The sequence below is a fragment of the Streptomyces sp. NPDC041713 genome, from assembly GCF_055591085.1.
This window is the reverse complement of the sequence record NZ_JBVIZY010000016.1, coordinates 84193-96784: the sequence shown is the minus strand read 5'-3', so window position 1 is coordinate 96784 and position 12592 is coordinate 84193. Positions and strand designations below refer to the sequence as shown.

Here is a 12592-nt window from a genome sequence, read left to right as displayed (position 1 = left end):
CGTTCAGACGTTGCGGAAGCGGTTGATGGCGTCGATGTGCTGGGCCCGCTTCTCGGGGTCACGCACGCCGAGGCCCTCCTCGGGGGCCAGCGCGAGGACGCCGACCTTGCCCTGGTGGAGGTTGCGGTGGACGTCGTAGGCGGCCTGGCCGGTGTCCTCCAGGCGGTACGTCTTGGAGAGCGTGGGGTGGATCTTGCCCTTGGCGATCAGGCGGTTGGCCTCCCACGCCTCGCGGTAGTTGGCGAAGTGCGAGCCGATGATGCGCTTGAGGGACATCCACAGGTAGCGGTTGTCGTACTCGTGCATGTAGCCCGAGGTCGAGGCGCAGGTGGTGATGGTGCCGCCCTTGCGGGTGACGTAGACCGAGGCGCCGAAGGTCTCGCGGCCGGGGTGCTCGAAGACGATGTCGATGTCCTCGCCACCGGTGAGCTCGCGGATGCGCTTGCCGAAGCGCTTCCACTCCTTGGGGTCCTGGGTCCGCTCGTCCTTCCAGAACTTGTACCCCTCGGCGTTCCGGTCGATGATCGCGTCGGCGCCCATGGCGCGGCAGATCTCCGCCTTCTGCGGGCTGCTCACCACACAGATGGGGTTGGCGCCGCCCGCGAGCGCGAACTGCGTGGCGTAGCTGCCGAGTCCGCCGCTCGCGCCCCAGATCAGGACGTTGTCGCCCTGCTTCATGCCGGCGCCGTTGCGGGACACCAGCTGGCGGTACGCGGTGGAGTTGACCAGACCGGGCGACGCGGCCTCCTCCCAGCTCAGGTGGCCCGGCTTGGGCATGAGCTGGTTGGACTTGACGAGCGCGATCTCGGCGAGGCCGCCGAAGTTGGTCTCGAAGCCCCAGATGCGCTGCTCGGGGTCGAGCATCGTGTCGTTGTGGCCGTCGGACGACTCCAGCTCGACGCTGAGGCAGTGCGCGACGACCTCGTCACCGGGGTTCCAGGCGTTCACGCCGGGGCCGGTGCGCAGCACGACGCCCGCCAGGTCGGAGCCGATGATGTGGTGCGGCAGGTCGTGGCGCTTGGTGAGCTCGCTGAGCCTGCCGTACCGCTCCAGGAAGCTGAACGTGGACACCGGCTCGAAGATCGAGGTCCACACGGAGTTGTAGTTGACCGAGGAGGCCATGACGGCCACCAGGGCCTCGCCCGGGCCGAGTTCGGGGATCGGCACGTCGTCCAGGTGGAGCGACTTGCGCGGGTCCTTGTCGCGGGTCTCGAGCCCGGCGAACATCTCCGTCTCGTCCTTGTGCACGGTGATGGCGCGGTACGAGTCGGGCAGGGGGAGAGCGGCGAAGTCGGCCGACGTGACCGCGGCGGTGCCGTTCGCGGTGCGGGTCTGCGCCTGAATCGCGTCCAGGATTTCCTTCACGGTTTTGCCTCCGGCGAAGAAGCGTCTGAGGGAACGCTCTTGAGGGTTGCGTCGGGTGCTGAAGTTGCGGTGGAGGTGTGCCGTCGGTTCGGCGGAGGGTGGTGCTCGGCGACGCCCTGGTGGGGCGCGGGAGGTGCCTGTGACGCAGGCGTCCGGGCGCACAAGCCGTGGCTTGAGGGGACAGCCGGCGTACGGGAGTTCGCTGTACGCCGGCCGCCCGGACACCCTCAACGTATGGCACCGCGTGCCAACGGGCAAGACACTGGGTGCCATTAATTTTTGACCGATGATCGATCAGTGCAGGTCAGAGGGGGTGCGAGCGCGACGAAGGGGGCGCTACCGGTCGGTAGCGCCCCCTCGAAAGTCCAGGACGAATCGGGTCGAACGGGTGACTATGAGCGCTCGCGCAGCGCCTTCTCGATGGTCCGCATGACCTCGTCGAGCGGCGCGTCCGTGCGCGCCACCGTGACCAGGACCTCACCCTGCGCCGACGCCGTCGCCGGGGCCGCGGCGGGCAGGGTGTCGCGGCCCGCGCCGATGCCGCTGCCGAAGGTGCGGCGCACGATGGCGAAGGCGTGGTCCAGCTGGGTCTCCACGTCGCCCTGGCCGCCGGCCCGCAGCCAGCGCCGCAGCACGTGGTTGTGGGCGGTGACCACGGCGGAGGCGGCGACCTCGGCGAGCAGCGGGTCGTCGTTGCCGTCGTGGTGCGCGTGCTCGTCGAAGTGGCCCAGCAGATAGCGCGTGAAGAGCCGCTCGTAGCGGGCCACCGAAGCGATCTCGCGCTCGCGGAGCGTGGGCACCTCACGGGTGAGGCGGTAGCGCTCCACGGAGACCGCGGGCGACGCCGCGTACATCTTCATGACTTCCTTGATCCCCCGGCACACCGTGTCCAGCGGGTGCTCGTGCGGCGGCGCCGCGTTGAGCACCGCCTCCGCGCGGATCAGGGTGTCGTCGTGGTCCGGGAAGATCGCCTCTTCCTTGGAGCGGAAGTGCCGGAAGAAGGTCCGGCGGGCCACCCCGGCCTGCGCGGCGATCTCGTCGACCGTCGTGGCCTCGTACCCCTTGGACGCGAAGAGCTCCATGGCCGCGGCCGCCAGCTCCCTGCGCATCTTGAGCCGTTGGGCGGCGGCACGGCTGCCCGCGGCACTCTCCGGAGCGTCTGAGCTTGCGTTGCGTGAGGACTTGGCGGCCTTGGACATGCCACGAACGTACTGCATGGGCGCGGCGAGGTGCTCCTGAGGGACGGGGCTGCCCGGGGGTTCGAGCAGCCCTCCCCAGTCGGCCCGTTCGCCCCGGAGCCCCTCGGCCTGCTCAGCGCCGGGCATATTCGCGGAAGCCACGGCCCGTCTTGCGGCCGAGGCAGCCCGCGGCCACCAGGTGTTCGAGCAGCGGCGCCGGGGCCAGGCCCGGGTCGCGGAACTCGCGGTGCAGCACCTTCTCGATCGCCAGCGAGACGTCCAGGCCGACCACGTCCAGGAGCTCGAAGGGGCCCATGGGGTAGCCGCCGCCGAGCTTCATCGCGGCGTCGATGTCGTCCAGCGTCGCGTAGTGCTCCTCGACCATCTTGATCGCGTTGTTGAGGTAGGGGAACAGCAGCGCGTTCACGATGAACCCGGCGCGGTCGCCGCAGTTCACCGGGTGCTTGCGGATCGTCCCGCAGACCTCGCGGACCGTGGCGTGCACGTCGTCCGCGGTGACCACGGTGCGGACGATCTCGACCAGCTTCATCGCCGGGGCCGGGTTGAAGAAGTGCATGCCGATCACGTCGCCGGGCCGCGAGGTGGCGCGGGCGCAGGCCACCACCGGCAGCGAGGACGTCGTGGTGGCGAGGATCGCGCCCGGCTTGCAGACCTTGTCGAGCGTCGTGAAGAGCTGCCGCTTGATCTCCAGGTCCTCGGCGACCGCCTCCAGGGCCAGGTCGACGTCGGCGAACGCCTCGTACGACCCGGCGGGGGTGATCCGGTCCAGCGCCCGCGCGGCGGTCTCGGCCGTCATCCGGCCCTTGTCGACCGAGCGCGCGAGCGACGTGCCGATCCGCGCCTTCGCCGTCTCGGCCTTCTCCTCGCTGCGCGCGGCGAGGACCACGTCGTAGCCGGCCTTCGCGAAGACCTCGGCGATGCCGGACGCCATGGTGCCGGAGCCCGCGACGCCCACCGAGCGGACCGTGCGCCCCTGCGCCCGTGCCCCGCCCGCCGTCGGGGTGAGCGCGTCGGCCACCACCTCTTCGCTGCCGGGAGCGGCGTACGTGTAGAAGCCGCGGCCGGCCTTGCGCCCGGTCAGCCCCGCCTCGCTGAGCTGCTTGAGGATCGGCGCGGGGGCGTGCAGGCGGTCGTGGGACTCCGCGTACATCGCGTCGAGGACCGTACGGGCGGTGTCCACGCCGATCAGGTCGAGCAGGGCGAGCGGGCCCATCGGCAGGCCGCAGCCGAGGCGCATCGCGGCGTCGATGTCCTCGCGGGAGGCGTACTTCGCCTCGTACATCGCAGCGGCCTGGTTGAGGTAGCCGAAGAGCAGCCCGTCGGCGACGAAGCCGGGCCGGTCGCCGACCGCGACCGGCTCCTTGCCGAGGGCGTACGCCAGCTCGGTGACGGAGGCGACGGCGGCGGGGGCCGTCAGGACGGACGACACGACCTCGACGAGCTTCATCGCGGGCGCCGGGTTGAAGAAGTGCAGGCCCAACACCCGCTCGGGGCGCGCCGATTCGGCAGCGAGCCGGGTCACGGACAGCGCGTTGGTGCCGGTCGCGATGATCGTGTCGGGGCGCACGACGGCGTCGAGCTCCCGGACGACCTGCTGCTTGATCTCGTACGACTCCGGGACGACCTCGATGACCAGATCGGCGTCGGCGGCGGCCCGCACGTCGGTGAAGGTCCGGAACCGGGCGAGGATGCCGCGGCGCTCCTCCTCCGTGAGGCGCTCCCGGCGCACGGCGCGGGCGGTGGAGGCCTCCAGGGCGGCGACCGCGCGGGTGGCCGCGGCCTGGCTGACGTCGATGCCGACGACCTCGCGGCCCGCGCGGGCCAGGACCTCGGTGATGCCGGTGCCCATGGTGCCGAGACCGATGACGGCGACGGTGTTCAGGGGAGTGTCCATGCGGGGACTCCAGGAAGAGAGTGACGACTGAGGGGCGCGCGGGCACGGCAGCACATGCGTCGGGCGGAGCTGCGACGTCAACTGCCGTACGGCGGGCGGGAAGTGATACGTGTCGTGTCCGGGCGGCGCGCAGGGCACGCCCGGTGAGAAGCCGACCGGCTCTGTCCCGGAGCCACGTCGTACTGAGGTACCTGAAGTACCGAACCGACCAGACACTCACGGTGGCTGCGTCACCAGGCCACCGCGAGAAAGGAACTGCTGCAGGGAGTGTGCCCCGCTCACATGAGACTAACCGGCGAGTAACGAGCGCGCCAGCCCGCGCTGTTCTCCGGTGCCTGTGATCTATGTCGCGACCCCGGGAGCGCCTAGGCTCGCGGTCATGGATGAGGAGTTGCGGACGGTGACGGAACGCTTACGGGCCGAGGCGGGCGGATCCGAGGAGTACGAGCGGCTGATCGCGACGGCGGACCTCGACGAACTCGCCGAGGTGCTCGTCTCGCCCGGGCAGCCCCTGTGGGCCCGGGAGTTGGCGGCGTTCAGGCTCGGCGTCGCCGGTGACCGCAGGGCCTTCGAGTCGCTCGTCCTCCTCCTCAACCACCGGGACCCGCCGCGGTGCGCGGCGGCGGCGCACGCGCTGGCCCGGCTCGGCGACCCGCGCACGGCGCGCGCGGCGGCCGCCCTCGCGACGAACGAGCTCCGCATCGCGTACGCGCTCCACCCGGTGCGGCTGCTGACCGAACTGCGCGCCCCCGAGTCGGCGCCCGCGCTGATCACCACGCTGCAGCGCAGGCTGGCGCCGCACGACCCGTACGGCAAGATCGCGCTGGCCTGCGTGGAGGGGCTCGGGGCGCTCGGGGACGAGCGGGCCAGGCCGGTCCTGATGGCCGCCCGCGGCCACCCACGCCTCGCGGCGGCGGCTTCGGCGGCGCTGGCGCGGCTGCCGGGGTGAGGCGCTCCGGGGTGAGGCGCCCCGGGGGTGAGGCGTGGGCTCAAGGGAGGTCGCGGCGGTAGCGCAGCTCCGGGACGGCCCTGTCCCCGACCGTCTGCGGGTCCAGGGCGCCGTCCGCCACGAAGCCGAAGCGCTCGTAGAAGCGGCGGGCGCGGGTGTTGCCCTCGACGACCCACAGCCGCAGCGTCGGGTGGCCCTCGGCGGTGCAGCGCGCCACGCACTCCAGGAGCAGCGCGCGGCCCACACCCGTGGAGTACTGCTCCGGGTGCGCGTACAACGCGTACAACTCGGCTTCGCCCCGCGGCAGATCGTCGTCGCGCGCGGGCCCGAACGCGATCCAGCCGGCGACGCGACCGGCCCGCTCCGCGACCAGGTCCACCGTCGAGGCGTCACCGCGCGCGAGCCGCTCGCGCAGCTGGCTGGCGTTCTCCTCGACGTCGAGGGCGTCCAGGAACGGCTGAGGCATCAGCCCGGCGTACGCCGAACGCCAGCCGAGGACGCGGAGGGTGGCCACGGCCTCGCAGTCGGCCTCGCGCAGGGTGCGGATGCGCAGGGCGGGGACCCGCAGGGCGCGATTGCGCGGTGACGTCATGCGCTCGGGCTCAGGCACCTACTCCGCCACCACCGCGAACGCCTCTATCTCCATCAGGAACTCCGGCGCGACCAGCGCCGCCACCTGCACCGCCGAGGCCGCGGGGAGCCGGTCCGGGTCCAGGAACGCGTCGCGCGCCGCCCGCACGGCCGGCATGTGGGCCATGTCCGTCATGAAGTACGTCAGCTTCACGACGTCGTCGAAGGTCGCGCCCGCCGCGGCGAGGCAGCGCCGCAGGTTCTCGAAGACCTGCCGGGCCTGCGCCCCCGCGTCGCCCTCGCCGACCGGCTTTCCTTCCGCGTCCAGGGCCAACTGGCCGGACACCGCCACGAAGCGGCCGCTTCCCATGACGACGTGGGTGTACGCGGAGGCGGGGGCGACGCCCTCGGGGGCGCTGATGTGGGTCAGTCGGCTCATGACTCCATGGTGGACCACGGGTGTGACAACGCGGGGCGCCCGATGGCGGACGCCGTTCCGCGGCCGTTGCCCTCCGCGCCCCCGGAGGCGTCCGAGGCCCCCCGAACGGCGGACCGCGGCTTCGGGTCCGGCTGCGCCTTGCACACCGCGTCGACCTCGCCGGTGCCCCGCGGCACCGTGCCGTTCGCCAGGTAGGCGGTCAAGTGGCGGTCCAGGCAGGCGTTTCCGCTCAGGGTGACGCCGTGGTTGCCGCCGCCCTGCTCGACCACCAGACGCGAGCCGGCCAGCTTGCGGTGCAGGGTGACGGCGCCGTCGTACGGCGTGGCGGGGTCTTCGGTCGCCTGGAACAGCAGCACGGGCGGGAGTTCGGTGTTGGCGACGTCCGGCGGGAAGAGCGAGTGCGTCGGCCAGAAGGCGCACGGTGCGTTGTACCAGGCGTTGTTCCAGGTGGAGAACGGTGCCTTCGCGTGCACCCGGTCGTTGTCGGCGCGCCAGGTGGCCCAGTCGTGCGGCCACTGGGCGTCCCGGCACTGTACGGCGGTGTAGACGCTGTAGCTGTTGTCGCCGGCGGCGTTCACCGCGGCGTAACTCTCGTAGGCCTTGACGAGCGGGGCGCTCTTCTTGGTGTTGGCGTAGGCCGCGAACGCCTCGGCGAGGGAGGGCCAGTAGCCGTTGTAGTAGCCGCCCGGGATGAAGGTGTCCTCCAGTTCGGCGGCGCCCACCTTCTTGCCGGCCGGCTTCTTGGCGAGCGCGGCCCGCATCGCGTACCACTTGGCCTCGACCTTCGCGGGGTCCTTGCCGAGCCGGTACGTCGCGTCGTGCCGGGCGATCCAGGCCATGAACGCCTTGTGGCGGGCGTCGAAGGCCTCGTCCTGGCGGAGGTTGTCCGCGTACCAGACGCCCGAGGGGTCGACCAGGGAGTCGAGTGCCATGCGGCGGACCCGGTGCGGATAGAGCTTTCCATAGAGCGCACCCAGGAGGGTGCCGTAGGAGTAGCCGAAGTAGTTGATGCGCTGCGCGCCGAGGGCCGCGCGGATGGAGTCCATGTCCTGGACGACGCTCACCGTGTCGATGAAGGGCAGCAGGTCCCGGTACTTCGTGCCGCACGCCTGGGCGAAGGCCCGCGCGCGGTCGAGGTTGGCCCGTTCCAGGGCCGCCGTGGTCGGCACGGTGGCGGGGCGCACGGGGGAGAAGTGACCGGGTCGGCAGTCGAGGGCGGGCCTGCTCTTGCCCACGCCCCGTGGGTCGAAGCCGATGACGTCATACTGGGCCGCCACCTTGTTCGGCAGCGCGTCGGCGACGGACCCCGCCATGGCCAGCCCACTGCCGCCGGGCCCGCCGGGATTGACCAGGAGCGGTCCCTGCGACACCTTCGCGGTGTGCGGGACGCGGGACAGGGCGAGGGTGAGCTGTCTGCCGCGCGGCTCCTGACGGTCGAGCGGGACTTTCAGGGAGGCGCATTGGAGCGTCGGGTGGTCCTTGGTGGCGCACTTCTTCCACGTGAGCGGGGCGGGGGAGTGCGGGGTGGCCGCCCGCGCTGGCGCACCCGAAGCAGGTGGCACCGTGGTGACCAGTCCGGCAGCCGCGACGGCGACTGAGCAGAGTACGACGGCGTGCTTCTTCATCCGGCCTCCCGGGGCGACGGGTCCGGGGCCCTCCTGGCGGTGACCCTCGGCCCAGCGCATGCTCCCGGAAACCGCGCCGGAAAGGGGGCGCTGCGGCGGAAATTGCCCCTAAAGGGGCGGGGTATTGGAGCAGGGTGAACGCCGACGGCTACCCCTACGGCCCATATGGCCCGTCGGCGACCTCAACTGCCGGTGTGGACACGGGCTTCGACCGAGAACCCGGGGGCACCCCGTTCACGTAGGCCGACGCAGGTCGGCTGACCCGCGGAGTGAACCATCCCCCCGTCTCGGGTGGAGCAGGAGGACCATCCATGCATGAAACCTCGACTCGTCCAGGGCTTCGTCGGGCGATGATGCAACTGCTCGTCGTCCTGCTCGTCCTCTACCTGGTGTGGTTCGCCGTTTCATACCTCGCAGGCGGATCGCTCGGTGCCTCACTGGCCGCGCCACTTATGCTCCTGGCCCCCGGAACCGGGATTGCGGTCATCCGTTACCGGCAGTTCAAGCGCGCGTAGGGCCGAGCCGTGTGAGGCTCCGTGGGGCTCGCAAAGCAGCAGGCTCGCCGGCCGACCTCGTCAGAGCAGCGTCAGCTGGGTCGGCCCTGGTCCGGTGGTCGGCTCGGGGTTCGCCGGGACGTGGATCCGGCGGGACGCCCCCGCGCGGGAGGGGCCGATGCCGAACTCCTCGGCCAGTTCGTGCACATGGCGGGTGACGCGCCGCTGGTACCACTTCGGGGCGTAGGCCCCCTCCGCGTACAGCCGCTCGTACCGGCGCACCAGATGCGGGTGGTGCTGCGCCAGCCACGTCATGAACCATTCGCGCGCCCCCGGCCTCAGGTGCAGCACCAGCGGGGTCACGGAGGTTGCGCCGGACGCGGCGATGGCCCGGACCGTGGCGCGCAACTGGTCGGGGTGGTCGCCGAGGAACGGGATGACGGGCGCCATCAGGACGCCGCAGCCGATGCCGTGGTCGGTCAGCGCGCGGACGACGTCGAGGCGTCGCTCCGGAGCCGGCGTGCCCGGCTCGACCGTGCGCCACAGCTCCTGGTCGACGAAGCCCACGGAGACGGAGATCCCCACGTCCGTCACGTCCGCCGCCTGACGCAGCAGGTCGAGATCGCGCAGGATCAGTGTGCCCTTGGTCAGGATCGAGAAGGGGTTGCCGTGGTCGCGCAGCGCCTCGATGATCCCCGGCATCAGGCGGTAGCGGCCCTCCGCGCGCTGGTAGCAGTCCACGTTCGTGCCCATGGCGATGTGGTCGCCGTGCCAGCGCGGCGAGGCGAGCCGGTGCCGCAGCAGTTCGGCGGCGTTGACCTTGACGACGATCTGGCTGTCGAAGCCGAGGCCGGTGTCCAGGTCCAGGTAGCTGTGCGTCTTGCGGGCGAAACAGTAGACGCACGCGTGCGTGCACCCCCGGTAGGGGTTCACGGTCCATTCGAACGGCATCCGGGACGCGCCCGGCACGCGGTTCACGATCGAGCGGGCCCGCACCTCGTGGAAGGTGATGCCCCGGAACTCCGGGGTGTCGAAGGTACGTGTGGTCACCGCGTCCGCGCCGAACAGCGCGGCGTCGGCGGTCCTCCGACGCGGCTCGTCGGAGAGGTTCTCCCAGCGCATGACGCCTCCTCGGTAGCACTGACCACAGAATAGAACATCTGTTCCCTTGATCGTGCGACTTGATCGGGCCCTTGATCGTGCGGACGAGTGCCTTGGTAGGGTCATGCCAGGCGCGACGTACGCGACCGGACGGTTACGAGGGAGGTTGATGAATATGGCCCGCCAGGCGCTTCATCAGCATGCCCTTGTCCGGGCCGCACGGGTCTGAGGCCAAAGAGCCTCCCCGTAATGACGCGGTCCGGTCGTCCGAACGACCCGACCTGGAGTGTCGCGTGCCTTCTTCCCTCTCTGCCTCTACCTCTGCTTCCTCTTCCTCTGCCTCCTCTGCCTCTTCCCCCTCTCTCGCCCTCGTCGGTGTGGACCTGACGACGGAACGCCTCGTCCTGCGGGACTGGTCCGTCGAGGAGATCACCGCCGTCGTCCGCGACGAGCGGCTCGACCACTGGGCGCCGGACTTTCCCGCCGACGGCGACCGCGTCATCGCGGGCTTCGCGATCGGCCAGCCCGACGTGCCGGGCGCACACGGCCACCGGCTGATCGTCGAGCGGGCGAGCGGTCTGGTGGTCGGCTCCATCAGCCTGCTCTGGCCGCCGAGCGAAGGGGCCGTGGAGTTCGGGTACGGCGTCGTGCCCTCGCGGCGCGGCCGCGGTTACGCCGCCGAGGCGGCCCGCGCCCTGGTGGCGGCCGCCCTGGCGCTGCCCGGCGTCACCGCCGTCCACGCCGACGTGGAACTGTCCAACCCGGCCTCCCTCCGCGTCCTGGAGAAGGCCGGCCTGCACCGCCTGAACGATGCGGGCGACCCGGACGGTGCGGGCGAGGCCGCAACCGTCGCCCGCTTCCGCGCCACCGCCGGCTCCCTGCCGACCGCGTAACGGCACCGCCCCGCCGAGGGTCCGAGGGCGGCGACCGGGCAGGACCGTGCGCGAGGCATGATCAGAGGCATGCTCGTCGAGTCCCTGTCCGTCGCCGCCCTGGTGGTGGTGCTCGTCTGCGCCGTCGTCCGCCCGTTCCGCTGGCCCGAGGCCGCCTTCGCCGTACCGGCCGCCGGTGTCGTGATCGTGACCGGCGCGATCCCGCTCGACGACGTGCGGGCGGAGGCCGAGCGCCTCGGGCCGGTCATCGGCTTCCTCGCCGCCGTCCTGGTGCTCGCCAAGCTCTGCGCCGACGAGGGGCTCTTCCACGCCTGCGGCACCTGGATGGCGCGCCGCGCCGCCGGCCGGCCCCGACGGCTGCTCGCCGCGGTCTTCGGCCTCGCCTCCGTGATCACCGCGGCGCTCAGCCTGGACGCCACTGTCGTCCTGCTGACCCCGGTCGTCTTCGCCACCGCCTCGCGGATGGGCACCCGCCCGGCGCCGCACGTCTACGCGAGCGCCCACCTGTCCAACACGGCGTCCCTCCTGCTCCCCGTCTCCAACCTGACGAACCTCCTCGCCTTCGCCGCGACCGGACTCAGCTTCACCCGCTTCGCGCTGCTCATGACGCTGCCCTGGCTGGCCGCCATCGCCGTCGAGTACGCCGTCTTCCGGCGCTTCTTCGCCGCCGACCTCGTCGCCCCGGTGGCAGGCACCGAGGCGACGGAGGTGCCGCACATTCCGCGGTTCGCCCTGGTCACCGTCGCCCTCACGCTCGCCGGGTTCGCCGTCGCCTCCGGCGTCGGCGTCGACCCCGCCTGGGCGGCCGCGGCCGGCGCCCTCGTCCTCGCGGTGCGGGCCCTGCTGCGCCGCCGTACGACACCGGTGGCGATCCTGCGCTCCGCCTCGGTGCCGTTCCTGGCCTTCGTCCTCGCCCTCGGCATCGTCGTACGGGCCGTCGTAGACAACGGCCTCGGCGACGCCCTCGGCCGGATCCTGCCGGACGGCACCGCCCTGCCCGCGCTCCTGGGCACCGCCGCCGTCGCCGCGCTGCTCGCCAACCTCATCAACAACCTGCCCGCGGTCCTCGCCCTGGTCCCGCTGGCCGCACCGGCGGGCCCCGGCGCCGTACTCGCCGTACTGATCGGCGTGAACATCGGGCCCAACCTCACGTACGCCGGATCCCTCGCCACGCTGCTGTGGCGCCGCATCGCCCACCAGCACGACCACGAGGTCTCCCTCGCGCGCTTCACCCGCCTCGGCCTCCTCACCACCCCCGCCGCCCTCCTCCTGTCGACCCTCGCGCTCTGGATCTCGCTGAAGCTGCTCCCTGGCTGAGCGAGAGCGAAGGGCCCGGTCCGCGGTCCGGTCAAGCGGCCGACCAGGGACCCGATTTGGGGCGCCGGTGGGGCGGGTGGTTGGCTTTCCGTGCAGACCCCGAGAAACACACATGCTGGAGGAAACCCCATGGCGCAGGTCGAAGCGACCGCGGAGCGGATCATCGCGGCAAAGCCGGACGACGTCTTCGACGCGCTGGCCGACTACAACGGCACGCGGGAGAAGCTCCTCTCGGAGCACTTCAGCGAGTACGAGGTGCGCGAGGGCGGTGACGGGGAGGGCACCCTCGTCCACTGGAAGCTGCAGGCCACCAGCAAGCGGATCCGCGACTGCCTCCTCGACGTCACCGAGCCCACCGACGGCGAGCTGGTCGAGAAGGACCGCAACTCCTCCATGGTCACGACCTGGACGGTGACCCCGGCGGGCGAGGGCAGGTCCCGCGTGGTCGTCACCACCGTGTGGAACGGCGCGGGCGGCATCGGAGGCTTCTTCGAGAAGACCTTCGCGCCCAAGGGCCTCGCCCGCATCTACGACGCCGTGCTCACCAATCTGGCCGCCCAGGTAGAGAAGTAGGCCCCGCGGCGGGCGCGCGGCCCGCGCCACGCGCCCGCCCCACTGCCACGCGCCCGCCCAACTCCCGCTTAACCCATCAGGGTTGTTCCCACGCTCACCGGTTCGAGTGGTTTTCCGTGCGGCTTCGTTGTACGCCGTAGGGCTCCCACCGGCACTTACTCTCCCGAGGCCCC

Annotated in this window: 12 protein-coding genes; 5 read left to right on the top strand and 7 right to left on the bottom strand. The window is 71.7% G+C overall.

The features are described 5' to 3' along the window. Positions 1-3: 3 nt before the first annotated feature. From ccrA to ACZ6CV_RS33405, 3 genes are all read right to left on the bottom strand, one after another. Positions 4-1365, bottom strand: a complete 1362-nt coding sequence (gene ccrA / locus ACZ6CV_RS33415; protein WP_469255150.1) for a crotonyl-CoA carboxylase/reductase — start codon at positions 1363-1365, stop codon at positions 4-6. A gap of 392 nt (positions 1366-1757) precedes the next feature. Then, complete coding sequence (locus ACZ6CV_RS33410; protein ID WP_469255149.1) at positions 1758-2564, bottom strand: TetR family transcriptional regulator; 807 nt, start codon at positions 2562-2564, stop codon at positions 1758-1760. A 112-nt stretch (positions 2565-2676) separates the two neighbouring features. After that, entirely contained in the window at positions 2677-4458 is a 1782-nt protein-coding gene (locus tag ACZ6CV_RS33405) for a 3-hydroxyacyl-CoA dehydrogenase family protein (protein WP_469255148.1), read from the bottom strand. A 379-nt stretch (positions 4459-4837) separates the two neighbouring features. Here ACZ6CV_RS33405 and ACZ6CV_RS33400 point away from each other — a divergent pair, with 379 nt between their 5' ends. After that, complete coding sequence (locus ACZ6CV_RS33400) at positions 4838-5407, top strand: adenylosuccinate lyase (RefSeq protein ID WP_469255146.1); 570 nt, start codon at positions 4838-4840, stop codon at positions 5405-5407. Between the two features lie 40 nt (positions 5408-5447). Here the strand turns inward: ACZ6CV_RS33400 and ACZ6CV_RS33395 are convergent, their stop codons facing one another. Genes ACZ6CV_RS33395 through ACZ6CV_RS33385 form a run of 3 tightly spaced genes read right to left on the bottom strand, consistent with a single transcriptional unit; the run spans position 5448 to position 8041 of the window. Next, positions 5448-6017 carry a GNAT family N-acetyltransferase gene (locus ACZ6CV_RS33395; RefSeq protein ID WP_469255144.1) on the bottom strand — a complete coding sequence of 190 codons (570 nt, stop codon included), beginning with the start codon at positions 6015-6017 and terminating at the stop codon, positions 5448-5450. Beyond that, positions 6018-6416, bottom strand: a complete 399-nt coding sequence (locus tag ACZ6CV_RS33390) for a RidA family protein (RefSeq protein ID WP_469255142.1) — start codon at positions 6414-6416, stop codon at positions 6018-6020. Beyond that, entirely contained in the window at positions 6413-8041 is a 1629-nt protein-coding gene (locus ACZ6CV_RS33385) for an alpha/beta hydrolase (RefSeq protein ID WP_469255140.1), read from the bottom strand. The genes ACZ6CV_RS33390 and ACZ6CV_RS33385 overlap by 4 nt, the downstream gene beginning before the upstream one ends. A gap of 311 nt (positions 8042-8352) precedes the next feature. On the opposite strand from ACZ6CV_RS33385, the gene ACZ6CV_RS33380 reads away from it, so the two are divergent. Continuing rightward, entirely contained in the window at positions 8353-8556 is a 204-nt protein-coding gene (locus tag ACZ6CV_RS33380) for a hypothetical protein (protein WP_469255138.1), read from the top strand. Positions 8557-8616: 60 nt separating this feature from the next. On the opposite strand, the gene ACZ6CV_RS33375 is transcribed toward ACZ6CV_RS33380, so the two are convergent. Next, entirely contained in the window at positions 8617-9657 is a 1041-nt protein-coding gene (locus tag ACZ6CV_RS33375) for an Rv2578c family radical SAM protein (RefSeq protein ID WP_469255137.1), read from the bottom strand. A 356-nt stretch (positions 9658-10013) separates the two neighbouring features. Here ACZ6CV_RS33375 and ACZ6CV_RS33370 point away from each other — a divergent pair, with 356 nt between their 5' ends. From ACZ6CV_RS33370 to ACZ6CV_RS33360, 3 genes are all read left to right on the top strand, one after another. Continuing rightward, positions 10014-10529 (top strand): GNAT family N-acetyltransferase, encoded by a 516-nt coding sequence (locus tag ACZ6CV_RS33370; RefSeq protein WP_469255135.1) that lies wholly within the window; start codon positions 10014-10016, stop codon positions 10527-10529. Between the two features lie 69 nt (positions 10530-10598). Next, positions 10599-11846 (top strand): SLC13 family permease, encoded by a 1248-nt coding sequence (locus tag ACZ6CV_RS33365; RefSeq protein WP_469255134.1) that lies wholly within the window; start codon positions 10599-10601, stop codon positions 11844-11846. A gap of 129 nt (positions 11847-11975) precedes the next feature. Further along, positions 11976-12419 carry an SRPBCC family protein gene (locus ACZ6CV_RS33360; RefSeq protein ID WP_469255132.1) on the top strand — a complete coding sequence of 148 codons (444 nt, stop codon included), beginning with the start codon at positions 11976-11978 and terminating at the stop codon, positions 12417-12419. Positions 12420-12592 lie beyond the last annotated feature (173 nt).

Excerpts from the sequence above, each read along its gene's own strand:
- ACZ6CV_RS33380 (WP_469255138.1), top strand. The coding sequence starts at position 8,353 with ATGCATGAAACCTCGACTCGTCCAGGGCTTCGTCGGGCGATGATGCAA.
- ACZ6CV_RS33360 (WP_469255132.1), top strand. The coding sequence starts at position 11,976 with ATGGCGCAGGTCGAAGCGACCGCGGAGCGGATCATCGCGGCAAAGCCG.
- ACZ6CV_RS33385 (WP_469255140.1), bottom strand. The coding sequence starts at position 8,041 with ATGAAGAAGCACGCCGTCGTACTCTGCTCAGTCGCCGTCGCGGCTGCC.
- ACZ6CV_RS33365 (WP_469255134.1), top strand. The coding sequence starts at position 10,599 with ATGCTCGTCGAGTCCCTGTCCGTCGCCGCCCTGGTGGTGGTGCTCGTC.
- ACZ6CV_RS33400 (WP_469255146.1), top strand. The coding sequence starts at position 4,838 with ATGGATGAGGAGTTGCGGACGGTGACGGAACGCTTACGGGCCGAGGCG.
- ACZ6CV_RS33390 (WP_469255142.1), bottom strand. The coding sequence starts at position 6,416 with ATGAGCCGACTGACCCACATCAGCGCCCCCGAGGGCGTCGCCCCCGCC.
- ACZ6CV_RS33410 (WP_469255149.1), bottom strand. The coding sequence starts at position 2,564 with ATGTCCAAGGCCGCCAAGTCCTCACGCAACGCAAGCTCAGACGCTCCG.
- ACZ6CV_RS33375 (WP_469255137.1), bottom strand. The coding sequence starts at position 9,657 with ATGCGCTGGGAGAACCTCTCCGACGAGCCGCGTCGGAGGACCGCCGAC.
- ACZ6CV_RS33405 (WP_469255148.1), bottom strand. The coding sequence starts at position 4,458 with ATGGACACTCCCCTGAACACCGTCGCCGTCATCGGTCTCGGCACCATG.